The 15,615-nt window shown below is 42.3% G+C and carries 10 protein-coding genes; 8 read left to right on the top strand and 2 right to left on the bottom strand.

The features are described 5' to 3' along the window. The first annotated feature begins 144 nt into the window (after positions 1–144). The 6 genes from DBR11_RS21525 (at position 145) to DBR11_RS21500 (ending at position 11,163) form a co-directional block, all read left to right on the top strand. Positions 145–741 (top strand): RNA polymerase sigma factor, encoded by a 597-nt coding sequence (locus DBR11_RS21525; protein ID WP_108554681.1) that lies wholly within the window; start codon positions 145–147, stop codon positions 739–741. Positions 742–816: 75 nt separating this feature from the next. Further along, complete coding sequence (locus tag DBR11_RS21520; RefSeq protein ID WP_108554680.1) at positions 817–2,022, top strand: FecR family protein; 1,206 nt, start codon at positions 817–819, stop codon at positions 2,020–2,022. Between the two features lie 139 nt (positions 2,023–2,161). Next, a complete protein-coding gene (locus DBR11_RS21515) occupies positions 2,162–5,605 on the top strand; it encodes a TonB-dependent receptor (RefSeq protein WP_108554679.1) in 3,444 nt (1,147 codons plus the stop codon). Positions 5,606–5,610: 5 nt separating this feature from the next. Beyond that, positions 5,611–7,149, top strand: coding sequence for a RagB/SusD family nutrient uptake outer membrane protein (locus DBR11_RS21510; RefSeq protein ID WP_108554678.1), 1,539 nt, complete (start codon positions 5,611–5,613; stop codon positions 7,147–7,149). Beyond that, entirely contained in the window at positions 7,100–8,389 is a 1,290-nt protein-coding gene (locus DBR11_RS21505) for a M14 family metallopeptidase (RefSeq protein ID WP_108554677.1), read from the top strand. Before DBR11_RS21510 ends, DBR11_RS21505 begins: the two co-directional genes overlap by 50 nt. 32 nt (positions 8,390–8,421) lie before the next feature. Beyond that, positions 8,422–11,163: a M14 metallopeptidase family protein gene (locus DBR11_RS21500; protein WP_108554676.1), complete on the top strand. Its 2,742-nt coding sequence runs from the start codon at positions 8,422–8,424 to the stop codon at positions 11,161–11,163. Positions 11,164–11,229: 66 nt separating this feature from the next. Here DBR11_RS21500 and DBR11_RS21495 read toward each other — a convergent pair whose 3' ends face one another. Continuing rightward, on the bottom strand, positions 11,230–12,333 hold the full coding sequence (locus DBR11_RS21495; protein ID WP_108554675.1) for an acyltransferase: 1,104 nt from the start codon (positions 12,331–12,333) through the stop codon (positions 11,230–11,232). 70 nt (positions 12,334–12,403) lie between these two features. Beyond that, positions 12,404–13,558, bottom strand: a complete 1,155-nt coding sequence (locus DBR11_RS21490; protein ID WP_108554674.1) for a PepSY domain-containing protein — start codon at positions 13,556–13,558, stop codon at positions 12,404–12,406. Between the two features lie 306 nt (positions 13,559–13,864). Here DBR11_RS21490 and DBR11_RS21485 point away from each other — a divergent pair, with 306 nt between their 5' ends. Both DBR11_RS21485 and DBR11_RS21480 read left to right on the top strand, forming a co-directional pair. Next, positions 13,865–14,443: an RNA polymerase sigma-70 factor gene (locus DBR11_RS21485; protein ID WP_108554673.1), complete on the top strand. Its 579-nt coding sequence runs from the start codon at positions 13,865–13,867 to the stop codon at positions 14,441–14,443. 108 nt (positions 14,444–14,551) lie between these two features. Next, positions 14,552–15,526: a FecR family protein gene (locus DBR11_RS21480; RefSeq protein ID WP_108554672.1), complete on the top strand. Its 975-nt coding sequence runs from the start codon at positions 14,552–14,554 to the stop codon at positions 15,524–15,526. Positions 15,527–15,615: the final 89 nt, after the last annotated feature.

Genomic DNA, 15,615 nt, shown 5'->3' with positions numbered 1-15,615 from the left:
AGGGATATGTAATCATTTCTAAACCAAATATTTTTCTTTTTCGTAACAGAATCAAATAACCACATGTTTACAGCGGGTAAATCGTTCTTAAATTAAAAAAGTAATTCTATATTTAGCAGATCAACAAACCAACCAAACTGTTTAATGTCGTCTTACAACCTATCTGGTGAACGCATGCTGTTGAAGAAAATAGCTGAAGGTGATGAACTTGCTTTTAAACATGTTTTTGAGCTCTATAGAAATAAAATCTATGCTTTTGTATTGAGATTTGTGTATTCGGAAGCCGATGCCGAAGAAATTGTACAGGATACATTCTTTACACTTTGGCAAAAGCGTCTCAGGCTTACAGAAGTTGAACATCCAAGAAATTATATTTATACAATAGCCCGTCATAATACCTATCACTATTTGAACCAGGTGGCTAAAAGTGAGAAACTTGTTGAACAATTGTGGGTGCTCATGCAGGCTGAATGTAATTCTACAGAACACATTATGGATGTCCGGGATAGTGAGATGTTGATTCAGTCTGCACTGTCCCATTTGTCTGCCCAGAAAAGGGAAGTATTCCGGATGAGCCGTGAACAGGGCTTGAGTCATGACGAAATCGCCAGTATGCTTAGTCTCTCTAAAAGTAGAGTAAAGAATATTCTGGTGGAGACTTTGAAATATCTTAAGTATTATATGTCTTTGAATACCATGCCTATAGGTTGGTTTCTTGCGCTGTTAGAATTTCTTTTTTAAAAAAGATAAAAAAAAACGGTCCTTCCAGAGCCATCTGCACTCTATCTGAATATAGGGCATAAATTACCCTCAGCTATGGACAAACAAGAACAACGGCTTAAAGATTTATTTAAGCGCTATACAGACAAAACGATCTCTAAAGAGGAACTCCGGGAACTGTTTGGTTACATCCGGGAGAAAGGGAATCAATCTCAGATTGAGGGCTATATGAAAGCGGAAGAAGAGTCTATGGTTGACGCTGTGCAGGAAGCCAGTCCGGTTGACTGGAACCGTATGTATGAAGGAATTATTTCTGAGCAGCCAGAAGTTATCAAAATGAAACTATTTCCTTCCTGGCTTAAATATACTGCAGCTGCAGTGGTGCTCCTGGTTTCTTATGTCGCATATACCGTTCATAAAAAGCCCGTTTCAGTTCCTTTAAAAAACGATGCTGAAATTGTAAAGAATCAAGATATCGTTCCCGGAGGAGAAAGGGCCGTGCTGAAACTGGCCAATGGAAAGGAAATTATGCTGGACGGGGCAGGAAAGGGAATATTGGCGAGCGAAGGAAATACCATCATTAGAAAAACCGATGACGGGAGGCTTATTTATGAGCCAGGTGAGGAGAGAGGAAGTCCCGTATCTGCTTACAATACCATTACTACGCCTAAAGGCGGCCAGTATAAACTTACCTTGCCAGATAAAAGTCTTGCCTGGCTGAATGCGGCCTCTTCCATAACCTTTCCGGCAGCCTTTAATGGACAGGAGCGTGAAGTGGAAATTACAGGTGAAGTCTATTTTGAAATTACAAAGGATAAAACACATCCGTTTCATGTGAAAACCCGGGGTGCAAGCATTGAAGTACTTGGAACACACTTTAACGTAATGAGTTATACAGATGAGCCGCAGGCCGAGGTCACCTTGCTGGAAGGGGCTGTTCAGGTAAAAACAGGAGGTGCGGTGAAAAAACTTGTTCCAGGACAGCAGGCTGCATTTGAACCCGGTTCTGGTTTAATTACCCTGAAAACAACGAATGTAGAATCTGCAGTAGACTGGACCAATGGACTCTTTATTTTTGAAGAGGCTACAGTACCTGAAGTCATGCGCCAGATCGCGCGATGGTACAATGTCAATATCCACTACCAGGGAAAATTACCTTCGGCAAAATTTACTGGTGTAATACCAAAAAAAAGCAATGTATCCAGGCTGTTGAAACTGCTTGAAGCCGCTGGCGGTGTACGTTTTGAAGTGACCGGCAATACCATTGAAGTAAGTACCAATTTTAAAACCAACTCTATATGACGAAGAAAAAAATAATTTAGGAAGAAAAAACCTTTCCGGTTGCAGCCGGAAAGGTTCATTGAAACTGCTTGCAGGCAGTTTTTCATTTGTCGGGGCTACAAAAAAATCAACTTATCCATAACCCAAACCAATCAAATTTATGAAAGATTGTATACAAACTGAAACGGGTATACCAGTACCCGGATTAAACCAACCATTGAAGAGCAGACCTTATGCTTTCAAAGCTTTTTTAGTTATGAAATTTACAGCTTTAATTATTTTTTGTTTTTCCATGCAGATGAGTGCTGCAACCATGGCACAAAGAGTAAGCTTGAATACGTCTAATACCAGCTTAAAAGAAATTTTCAGGGAAGTAAGAAAACAAACAAGCTATTATTTTATCTACAATAGTGAAGTGCTGGAAAAAGCCAATCCGGTAACGATCAATGTGAAAAATCTGGCGCTGGAAGAACTTTTGGAGAAAATTTTCAGTACACAACCCTTAGTCTATAGCATTGAAGACCATACGATCGTAGTGAGCGCAAAATCGGATTTGCCCCGGGCTGACAGGATGATTTCAGGTCTGGTTACCGGAAAAGATGATGGATTGCCCTTGCCGGGTGTATCAGTAAGGGTAAAGGGTAAAACCGGAGGGGTGACTACAGACAGAGACGGTAAATATAGCATTAACCTGCCGGGAACATTCCAGACATTGATTTTCAGTTATATCGGTTATGCCAATCTCGAGGTTACGGTGGGTGCCGGGAATACACTGAATGTGCAGTTGGCTGTGGAAAATAAACAGCTGGAAGAAGTGGTGGTACAGGCATACGGCAGTATCCGTAAAAATGCACTGACCAATGCCGTGTCTACAATTAATGCCAGAGACCTGGAAAACCGGCAGATGTCCAATATTGCAACTGCGCTTGTTGGTGCTGCCCCAGGAATTCAAACCACCACAGGGAGCGGGCAGCCAGGCTCTGGTCCATCTATACGGATTCGTGGATTTGGCAGTATTAACGGGGGAGTGGATCCTCTGTATGTAGTGGACGGTGCCCCCTTTCCGGAGTCGGGATTAAACAATTTGAACCCAGATGATATTGAAAGCATATCGGTATTGAAAGATGCATCTGCATCTGCACTTTATGGTTCCCGCGCAGCAAATGGGGTCATTTTGATCACCACCAAAAAGGGAAAAAACAGCCCGCCGTCCATTGATTTTAAAACCACACAGGGCCTCAATTCAAGGGCTTTGAGCGACTATGAAAAAGTAGATGCTTTTCAATATTACCCCTTACTGTGGGAATCCATGAGGAACAGCCTGGTTTCAAAAGGATCAACTTTAACAGCGGCAAACGATGCTGCTTCGGCAGGAATTGCGGCAGCGCTGGTTTATAATCCTTTTAATGTAGACGACAAGCAGGTGGTATTACCGGATGGCCGGATCAATCCTGCAGCATCATTATTGTATGCGGATGACCTGGATTGGAGGAAAGCTTTACGACGCACAGGACTTCGCAGTGAATACAACCTGAACTATAAAGGTGGAAGCAGCAAGAGTGATTATTATGCCTCACTGAGTTATTTAAAAGATGAAGGTTATTCTGTGCTCACGGATTTTAACCGCTATAACGGACGTGTCAACTTGAACTCGCAGGTTAAAGACTGGATCAAAACAGGGATTAACCTCTCTGCTTCTGTTCAAAAAACAAAGATTGGTAATGAAGATAGTGGTATATGGGAAAATCCATTCTATACGGATCTGATTTTTGCGCCTATTTATCCAGTGTATAAACATGATGCCGCTGGTGCTTATCAATTAGATGCACTGGGAAACAAAGTTTACGATGAAGGGTATACGCGTCCGATCGCACCCGGGAGGAATGTGCTGGCGGAGACTGAATACAATGATAATTTTAACGAGAAAAATTACATTAGCGGACGGACTTATATTGAACTTTCTTTTTTAAAGAATTTCAAATTTACCACCAATCTGAGTCTGGATCTGAACAATGTAAAGTTGAATGTTTTTGACAATCCAACGATAGGAGATGGGGTAACCTACAATGGGCGTAGTAACCGTACCAATACAGGTTCCAGGAGCATTAACCTCAATCAGTTATTGAATTACAACCGGACATTTGGCCGTCATAACCTGGATGTTCTTGCCGGGCATGAAGCCTATCAATACCGCTATAACTATAATTTTGCAAGTGCGGGCGGTCAGATCGTATCTGGTTCTACAGAACTAAAAAACTTTGCGAACATTTTATCCCTGACTTCTTATGAAGACAATTACCGGATAGAATCTTATTTTGGACGTATACAATATGATTTTGATGGTCGTTATTTTGCGTCTGCATCTTACCGTACCGATGCCTCCTCCCGCTTTGCTGCCAGCAACCGTTGGGGAAAATTCTGGTCAGTAGGGGCTGGCTGGCAAATCAATAAAGAACAGTTTTTTAAAGCAGACTGGGTGGATAATTTGAAGTTAAGGGCTTCATACGGGCAGGTTGGTTCGGATGATCTGGGCAGCTATTACCTCTACCAGACTTTTTACGATACCGGTTACAAGAACGGATCTGAAGCGGGTGTAAAACAATCACTGACTTTAGGAAATGACAAGATCCAGTGGGAGTCAAATAACAATATGGACATAGCGCTTGAATTTGGCGTTTTAAAGAACAGGATATCTGGTCATGTCGAATACTTTAACCGTTATACAGATAATCTTTTATTCCTGGTGCCACTGGCTATTTCTTCCGGTTTAACTTCCAAGAATGAAAATTTTGGAAGTTTATACAATCGCGGAGCAGAAGTTCAACTGGATCTGGTTCCGGTAAGAAACAGAAATTTTAAATGGAACCTGGGCCTTAACTGGACCAAACTGACCAATAAGATCGCAAAATTGCCTTTTGAAGAATACATTGACGGCACAAAAAAATACATGGTAGGGCATTCCCGCTACGATTACTGGTTGCGCCAATGGTATGGTGTTGATCCTTCTACTGGGTCAGAATTGTTTGTTGCAGCCGATCCGGCTGCTGCCGATAGCTTTAAAACAGCCGATGGGACTGCGGTAACCACCAATGGCAGCAATGCCTTATTTCATTATGCAGGCAGTGCTATCCCCAACTTTTTTGGCAGTATCAGTAATACTTTTACCTACAAGAATTTTTCACTAGACATCAGGTTTATCTACCAGGTAGGCGGAAAGGCATTTGACAATGATTATGAATCGTTGATGCTGAATGGTACTTATGGAAGAGCATTACATGTAGATGCATTGAACCGCTGGCAGAATCCTGGAGATGTGACCAATGTGCCCCGAAGAAATATTGGTGATACCATGTACGATAGCGACCGCTGGCTGATTGATGCCTCTTATCTTTACCTGAGGTCTGCAAATTTAAGCTATGCCTTGCCCGATGACTTTTCCAAGAAACTGGGTATTCATAACGTCAAAGTATTTGCCAGTGGAGAAAACCTGTTTATGAATTCTAAGAGAAAGGGTTTTGATGCTTCCCAGGCTTACAATGGAAATAGCTCTTATACCTACGCTCCAACGCGAATCATTTCTTTAGGCATTAACGTAACCCTTTAAATTCTATGAAATCCTATATAAAACTGACTTTATGTTTTCTTACTCTTTTTGCGGCTTGCAAGAAAGATTTTTTAGAAACTACTCCAACAGATAAAGTGGCCCAGACCACTATTTTTGAAAACCTGTCCAATGCTAAACTTGCCTTGAACGGGACATACAGGTTACTGTATCTTCAAATTAGCAATCAATCTCAGGATGGCCACGGAGCTATGATGATCAATATGGATGCCATTGGTGAAGACATGGTTTGGTCTGGCAATACATACAGTTATTTTAAGCCAGCCCTGCGGTGGGTAGACCACCGGACAGCTTCCAGTGGCCTGGCTGCTTATCCTTACCGGTTGTATTACCGGGTGATCAGCAATGCCAACATGATCATTGCAAATATTGACAAGGTAGAGGGTGCAGAAGAGGAGAAAGGGGCTATTAAAGGAGAGGCTGTTGCCTTAAGGGCCTGGTGTCATTTACAGCTGGTTCAGATTTATGGCAAACGGTATGAGACTGGTAAAGAAAATACGCAGCCTGGTATTCCAGTAATGGTGAGCGATGATGGTGAAGATCAGCCAAGATCAAGTGTAGAGAATGTCTATAAACAAATCAATGCAGATCTTGACCAAGCGATATCCCTGCTCAATGCGGCGCCGAAAAGAAGTTATAAAACCCATATTGATGTCAATGTTGCTAAAGGGATAAAGGCGAGAGTGGCTTTGATTACCGGGAAGTGGCAGGATGCGATTAAGTTTGCAAAAGAGGCCAGATCGGAGGCACCATTGATGAGCAACACGGAATACCTGGATGGTTTTACCTCTATAAAGAATAACGAATGGATGTGGGGTGCAAATCAGTTGTCAGATCAGATTCCTACTTATGGATCTTTTTATTCTTATATGTCTGGCAATTTCAATTCGGCCTGGAACAGATTGGAACCAAAAATGATCAACTCTGTACTGTATGCAAAAATTACCGCAACTGATATCCGTAAGAAATTGTGGTGGGATGGTACCGCTGCCGAAAAAGTGAATTTTCCGGGGGCTATTGACGCAGCAACAGGAGTTACGGCTTCTGGTACTAAAATTATAAAATACATGCACCGGAAATTTAAGGTAGCAGATGTAGCGAGCAGAGCAGGAGATATACCTTTTATGCGTGCTGCGGAGATGTATCTGATTGAAGCCGAAGCACTCGCCAGAAGTGGCCAGGACGGAGAGGCACAGTCGGCTTTGTATACGCTTGCCCTAAAACGGGATCCGGCCTATACACGAAGTGTAAAAACAGGACAGGACTTGGTAGAGGAAATCCTGGTTCAAAGACGTATTGAATTGTGGGGCGAAGGTTTCCGGTTCTTTGACCTGAAGCGAACAGACAGTGACCTCAACAGAAATGGGATGGATAACCCAAGGGTAAACAGCGCGGTGACTTATCTTGATATTGCATATACCTTATTTAAAGATCGCCCATCGAAAAGTAACGATTGGGAATTTAAAATTCCACAAGATGAAATTGATGTCAATAAGAAACTGGGCCCTGCTGACCAAAATCCCTAAGCTGATGAACAGGAAATCTATATATGGTATTCTATCGGTGGTATTGCTGCTCTCTGGTGTGCTGGCTTGTAAAACTCCTTCTGGTATCCAGAGGGGCCAGGCACCGAAAATTGATTCCGCAAAGGCGGGCATTGTTTTCCAGGAGAAAAAGAAATATGTTTTCAATGAAGGTAAGGTGGTTTTTGACAATCGATTTGCTGCTGCCAGGCTGAATAAGGTGATACAGCTTAATGACAGTACTTTTCAGGCAGATATTCTGCCTGAAAATACGCCCGTTAATCCAAGCCCCTGGTATGCCTTTAAGGTTTGGTCTGGTTTAAACCGGAATATTTATGTGCGGCTTAATTATGGCGGGGCCAGGCACCGTTATGATCCGAAGATAAAGGAAGGTATGGGCTGGAAGGAATTAAAGGGTTTAAAGGTCTCCGCTGATCAGCGAACAGCTACATTTAAACTTGGGCATTTGAAAGATACCGTGTGCATTGCTGCGCAGGAGTTGCGTAGTGCTGTGGAGGCCTGGCATTGGTGCGACAGCCTGGCTTCCCTTTCTTTTGTTCATCGGCAGACCATTGGCTACAGCCTGCTGGGCAAACCTATTGTTGCTTTAAATACCACAGACAGTAAAGGTAAAAAGTTAGTTGTGGTTTTGAGTGGCCAGCATCCTCCGGAGGTTACTGGTTTTATGGCCATGCAGGCTTTTGTTGAAACCCTGACTGGTGATACAGAACTGGCCCTGAAGTTCAGGAAGGAATATGAACTGGTTGTGGTACCGCTAATCAATCCGGATGGTGTAGACCAAGGAAACTGGAGGCATAGTGCCGCGGGTGTAGACCTGAACAGGGACTGGGAGAATTTTGTTCAACCGGAAACCCGTGCTGTAAAGGAATTTTTACTTGAAAAACTGAAATACCAGAAAGCGAAAGCTTATTTTGGAATTGATTTCCATTCTACCTTTTACGATGTTTTTTATATCAATGAAGACCAGCCCTTGCAACCTACGAATATCCCGCAGTTCACCAGGAAATGGCTTCAGGCGATGACTCAGTCTATCGCAGATTTTAAGCCAAATGTGAAACCATCACCGAATGGCGGGAATGTTTCCAAGAGTTGGATGGGACGCGTATTGAAAGCTGAAGCTTTGACCTATGAAGTGGGAGATGACAGCTCCAGGCCTGTATTAAAAATGAAAGGCAGGGTTGCTGCAGAACAGATGATGAAATTACTGATGATTGAAAGATGAAATTTTGAATGAACCAACAAAATAACCGATTGATGAATTTAAAACCCTTAATTGCTGCACTGTTTTTGACAGCAGCAACCAACATAGTTCCTGTTTTTGGGCAGATCCATATTCCGACGCCCAAAGAACATTTTGGTTTTAATATTGGCCAGGACTATCAGCTGGCCAACTACACCCAGACAGAAGCCTATTTTAAAAAACTGGCCAGTGTTTCTGACCGGGTATTGCTGAAGGAGATTGGTACGACCGAGGAAAACCGGAAACAGTATCTAATGGTAATTTCTTCTCCGGCAAACTTGAAAAAAATAGACCGCTACAAGGAGATTTCACAGAAGCTGGCCAGGGCAGAGAACCTGACCGATATTGAGGCATCGAAGCTTGCCCGGGAGGGAAAAGCGATAGTTTGGATTGATGGAGGCCTGCATTCTACAGAGATGGTTGCAACCCAGCAGCTGATAGAGATTTATTATCGATTGCTTAGCCAGAATGATCCGGAAACCCTGCGTATTCTTGACGATGTGGTGATCTTGGTCTCCCAGGTAAATCCAGACGGACAAGAACTGGTCGCCAACTGGTATATGCAGGAAAAAGATCCGGCCAAACGTAATATGAATGTGCCTCGCCTGTATCAAAAGTATATTGGGCACGATAATAACCGGGATTTCTACATGATGAACATGAAAGAAACGACAAATATTTCCAGGCAACAGTATCTGGAATGGATGCCGCAGATTATTTATAATCACCATCAGGCGGCTCCGGCCGGCGCTGTGGTGGCAGGCCCCCCGTATCGTGATCCTTTCAATTTTGTTTATGATCCTGCATTAATTTCCGGTATCGATGGTGTGGCTTCTGCGATGATCAACCGGCTCAATACAGAGGGCAAACCTGGGTATACAAGGCTAAGTGGTTCTGTTTATTCTACCTGGTGGAATGGGGGATTGAGAACAACGCCTTATTTCCATAATATGATCGGCATACTAACAGAAATTACAGGAAGCCCTACACCGTCGGAAATTCCACTGGTGCCGGAGAGGCTTATTCCAAATAATGCCACACCTTTTCCGGTAACACCGCAGCCATGGAAATTCCAGCAGTCTATTGACTATTCTGTATCGCTCAACTATAGTATTCTGGATTACGCAAGCCGTCAAAAGGATGAATTGCTGTACAATATCTATGTGATGGGCAGAAATGCTATACGTAAAGGAAACCAGGACAACTGGACTTTGTTACCAAAGTACGTTGCATCTGTTAAAGAGGCTTATGAAAAGGATAAAAAGGCGGGGCTATTGGACAGCAGTGGAAAAAAAACTGCACGAATACCTGTAAAATATTATGATGCCGTCTTTAAAAATCCTTCACTCAGAGATGCAAGGGGATATATTATTCCGGCAGATCAGGTGGATTTTCCAACGGCTGTTAAATTTATTAATGCGCTGATCAAGTCGGGTGTGCAGGTTCAGCGGGCTTCTGCGCCTTTTCATGTAGAGGGTAAAAAGTATCCGGCAGGTTCTTATGTGGTCAAAACCAACCAGGCTTTTCGCCCGCATGTACTGGATATGTTCGAGCCGCAGGATCACCCCAATGATTTTCAATATCCGGGAGGACCTCCAGTAAGGCCATATGACGCTGCCGGCTGGACACTAGCTTTTCAGATGGGCGTCAAATTTGACCGTGTACTGGATGCCTTTGACGGACCTTTTGAGAAAGTTCCTTATGGTCAGCTCCAAAATCCACCCGTTGGGAAGGTGCCGCATTCTTCGTGTGGTTATTTGTTGAATACTGCAGTAAATAATTCCTTTATTGTTGTTAATGACTTGCTGAAAGCAGGGATAAAAGTGTATCGGCTGAGCGAGGCGCTGGACAGCCTTCCAGCCGGATCTTTCTTCGTTCCGGTAAAGGGATTCGCTATTTTAAAGAAATCGGGTATTGATTTTGGCACACAGGCCATTCCTGTAAGTTCAAAGCCTTCGGGAACTATTGAAATCAAAGCTGGAAGAATTGCTTTGTTTGACCAATATGGTGGTTCTGCGCCATCCGGATGGGTAAGGTGGTTGCTGGAGCAGTTTCATTTCTCTTTTCAGATTATTTATCCGCAAGATATCGATAAGGGCAACCTGAACACCAAATATGATGTGATCCTGTTTATTAATGGAGGTATTCCCGCCAAAGGTAAAACTGTTGCGGTGAATAAAAAGGATGCAGATACAGCTCGGGTTCCAGAGGCCTTTAGATCCTGGACAGGTACGGTTACTGCAGAAAAGTCTGTTCCTCAGTTAAAGGCTTTTATGGAAAAAGGAGGGGATATTGTAACTGTGGGCAGCAGTACCAATCTGGCCTATCATCTTGGACTTCCGGTAAAAAATGCCTTAACTGAAACCAAGTCTAATGGCAAAGAATCTGTGCTTCCGCCAGATAAGTTCTATATTCCCGGAAGTATTCTAAGGGTAAACCTGGATGGGATTCAACCCTCCAATTGGGGAATGCCTAAAGAAGCGGACGTAGTGTTTAACAACAGCGAGGTCTTTAAGCTTGATGCAGAGGCGAAAAACATTCAACCCCTGGCCTGGTTTGACCAGAAAGATGCTTTGAGAAGCGGTTGGGCCTGGGGCCAGTCGTACCTTAAAGAAGGGGTTGCTGCTTTTGTTGCTCCTGTAGGTAAAGGGAAATTATATGCTTTTGGCCCGGAAATTACCTTTAGAGCACAGTCTCACAGTACATTTAAAATGCTGTTTAATGAATTGTATTTAAGGGCTTTGGATCGGAGATAAATTCGGCTTTCAGTAAACCAAAAGAGACAACATTTCAGTTGTCTCTTTTTTGTTTTCCGGGGATCGCTAAACTTTAATAGATGCCGCTGGTCTACCCATTTTTCCTTTCAGAAATTGACGAACAGGAATATCCATTAAGATCATGATCAAATAAGCAAGGCCGATGAGTAGGCATACAGCAATGATCATGATGGTTGCCATTTGCCCTATGGCTGGTTTCATCCTTTCAACATAACTCATAAACAGCCATACGAAAGGATAGTGGATCATATAAAGTGGATAGGAGATCTCTCCGGAGAAATGACAGAGCCTGGAAAATGTTGAAGTTAACTTTGCGCCGGCGCCCAATGCAATGAGAAATGGAAAATAGAAGATCACGATGAGCGGGTCTAAAATCCAGTTTAACTTTTCTGAAAAGGGAACTAAAAAAACAATCACCAGTAAAATTCCGGTGGTCATGAACCCAAGTCTGGACTTAATGATCCAGTTGGAGCGATATACCAATATTCCCGCTATAAAAGAATAGAAAACTCTGATGCCTCCGCCAGTAATATTGTCGCCGCCAAAGCCAACAGCAAGGAATCCAGATCGGTGTGCCTCATAACAGAGCGCTATTGCACCGATAATCGTTAAGATCCAAATTGCCTTATTTCGTAACCTGATCAGCACAAATGCATAAATAATATTGGCAATGTATTCCCAGAATAAGGACCAGGTTGGAGGATTGAGATGGAAAAGATTGAAGTAACGCTCATGTACCAGCGGATAGGGAATCATCAGACAAGAACTCAGGAACATCAGGAAAGTCTGACCAGTGTAAGCCTGATAAAGATGGCTGAAGGGGTCAAAAACGAAAGCGAGGAATCCAACGACCGAACCGATAATGACCAGGGGATGTAGCCGGATCAGTCTCATTTTAAGAAATGCAGATACGCCTATCTGTTTCAGTCTGCGGTCATAGGCATACGCAATCACAAAACCTGACAAACAGAAAAAGAAATCAACAGCGAGATAGGCATGTGCGATAAAACTGTTGTTATAATCAGGAACGGCAATTTCCATAAAATGAAAGATCACCACAGCCACTGCTGCTATACCTCTAAGGCCATCTAGGATTTTGAAATGTTGCTTGCTTTCTAAAAGGGAGGAATTTGGTTTTGTTGTGTTCATTGACAACAAAAAGACATAATAAAACTTAGATACAGATAGGCTGTACGGTTCAGTTTTTCTACCTTTTGTCTCATTTCTTTCGTTTTTTCTTCTGTCTTCCCCACCAGATCAAAAAACCTGTAACAGGAAGTGAGGCACAGAATAAGGTACCTAAACACATTAGTATTTTGCTGGGCAGACCATAAATGCTGCCGGTATGAATACCATAATTAGAACCTTGCCATTTCACAGCTACAGTTTTGTTTTCCTGTAAAATTTGCTTGCTCAGGGTACCTGTACTTGCCTTATATTGATATTCATCTCCCTGGTCCCAACCGCTGCCGTTATTAAAACTAAGATAGAATGCAATGGTGCGTTCTTTTTCTGCAACTTCCTGATCTGGAAAGCCGACATACATTTCTGTCCAGGTCTTTCTTTTTTGTAAGGCTTCTTCAAAGGCATGGTCTAAGGGGTTGTCCCATTGTTTGGCAACAGCTGGAAGGTTTTGGTACTGACCGGACATGCTGTTGGAATCTGCTCCAAGCAGCCTGTAGAAGCCAGTAGCCCACCAGCCGAAACTCCAGAGCAATCCTGAAGTTGCTAGTAAAAAAATCAGAAGAAATGTATAAAAACCGCCCACATTATGAACATCGTAATTGGTCCGGCGCCATCGCGCATTCCATTTTATGGAGAAACGCTGTTTTAGGGCAGCTTTGTTTTTAGGGAACCAAAGTATAAGGCCGGTGAACAGGGAGAGGAATAAGATTAAAGAGGCAATGCCTATAAACAAGTGCCCTATATCATAGCGGAGGAGCATTTGCTGATGCATCACCCTGCACAGGTAGATCCAGTTGTATTTCATATCAAGTATGCCCTGTACTTTACCAGTATAGGGGTTTACATAGACCTGTTTATAAACTTCATACTCAGAAAAGAAAGTTAAGCCCGGGGTTTTATTTGCTTTAAAAGCACCGAAAACATAGGTTTTATTTGCATCATTTATAATCTGGAGGCCACTGATGTGTCCGGAAGTACCTAGTGCCGTCTGTGCATTTTCCCTTAGCTTAGAAACCGGTAGTCTGGTGGCCTTAACCTCATCTGCATATACTTGACTATGGTACCACCATTCTTGAAGTTCTTTATTAAAAGCAAATATTGAAGCGGGCAGCAAATTGATCACCAATACCAGCCCGGCGGTAAAGCCAAGCCAGAGGTGGATCTTATGTGCAACTTTTTTAAAAGTCATATAACGTTAAAAATAAAGGGTACGCTGCTTATGATTTAAAAGCGTGATTATTGGGCAAAGTAAATGCTTAATTAGATCAATTTCAAATAATTTATTTAAAATCATTATAAATAGAAGTCTGGATCATCAATTTAACAGAACTCCAAAATGTTCGTATTCTAGGTTGTTTGTAATAATAAATAATTTGCATTTTGATTTACAGTCAAAATATCTACTTTAGTTTAACCAAATTATGTGATCTGCCAACTGCATAGAAGGCTTTAACGATGCCAGTTGATCACCTGTATTTAGCTGATTTGAAGCTTCATGAATTATAAAGATACCTCAGACGAAGACCTTGTTGTTGCTGTAAATGGCGATAGTATGGAGGCTTTTGAAGAGCTTTATGATCGGTATTGGTCTAAACTTTACCTCGCAGCGCAGAAAAGGATTCATAGTAACGAACATGCTGAAGAAATGGTTCAGGACTTTTTTACCCATTTATGGTTCAACAGAAAAAAGCTGGTCCTGAAAAAAAACTTTTCAACCTATGCCTTTACTGCTATCCGTTATCAGGTACTTAATTTTATTGATAAGGAAAATGTGCGGCGTAACTATATGGACCATCTTTCTGCGAATGTGGCATCTTTTGACAACAGCACCGAAGAGACGGTTTTTTTGCATAATCTGCATGAGAGTATCGAGCGGGAGGTCAATCGTCTTCCTGAAAAATGCCGGATGGTGTTCAATTTAAGCCGGAATGCGCAAAAAAATAATAAAGAGATTGCCGATGAAATGGATATATCGGAGAAAACGGTAGAGAAGCACCTCACTAAGGCAATTAAACGTTTGAGGGTTAGTCTTAACGATGCTTTGTTCCTTATAGTGTTGCTGCTCCTCAGGTAAAAGGCATTTTTATTATTTTTTAAAAAAATAGAAGGGGGAGTACGGGTTGTGCCTGACTTAGCTTACTTAGGTATATAAGCAGAAGTATAACCATTTATAAACCCTTTAATGAAAAAGAATATTTCACCTGAACTCATTCAGAAATATTTAAGAGATGAATGCACGCCGGAAGAGATGACCGAGGTACAGGATTGGTATGAATATTTAGGACAGAAGGACCTGAACGAAGGTGAAAGACAAAAGATAGATGCTAATCTTAAAGAACGGATGTTTGCCCATGTTCAACAAAGGCTCGACACACTGGAACCCGAAACGAAAGTAAAAAACCGCCAGTGGATCTATTGGTTAAGCGGTGTGGCGGCCTTACTACTGATCTCCTTAAAATTCTTTATTCATACAGCTCCGGGGCCTGCGCTATCTGTGGAACAAAGTCAGATGGTGCGCGTGGTCAACAATGGGCATACGATCATTAAAAAAGTTTTACCAGACCACAGTCAGGTCTGGATAAAGCCTGGAGGTTATCTTTCCTTTCCGAGAAGTTTTACAGGAGCCAAGTTCCGGACAGTTGAAATGCAGGGTGAGGCTTTTTTTGAGGTAACTAAAGATCACCAGCACCCTTTTATTATTCATAGTGACCGTATGACAACCAAAGTATGGGGAACTAGTTTTAGAATAAGGGCTTTGCCCGGCAGCCAGCAATCAGATGTAGTGGTGTTGACTGGTAAGGTTTCTGTTCAGCTGGAAAATGCAGAGGTGATGCTGCTCCCTAAACAAAAGGTTACTTTTATACATCCAAAAAATGTACTGAAAAAAGATACGGCAACAGATATGTCTGGTGTTCAAATATGGCAGCGCCAAAGTTTATCGTTTAACAATACCCCGGTGAATGTCGTTGCTCAAACCCTGAATAAGGCGTTTGGGGTACATATTATTGTTGCTGGCAAAGCACTGGGCGATATGCTGATGGAGGCTGATTTTACCAATGAAAACTTTCCGGATATTATGGAAATGATCAAGACCTCAACAGGAGCGGTTTATCGCCTGGAGGGAACAGATATTATACTTGAAAAAGCTAACCAATAAATATAAAACCTAAAGAACAGATCTATGAATAAAGAATAATAACAACAAAATTTCTGATTAAAAATAGATCAGAAGTGGTGGAGCACTTC

Origin of the sequence: Pedobacter sp. HMWF019, from assembly GCF_003061025.1 — a bacterium.
Taxonomy (GTDB): domain Bacteria; phylum Bacteroidota; class Bacteroidia; order Sphingobacteriales; family Sphingobacteriaceae; genus Pedobacter.
Note: the sequence above shows the minus strand (reverse complement) of the source record. Positions and strands in the feature narration are given on the sequence as shown.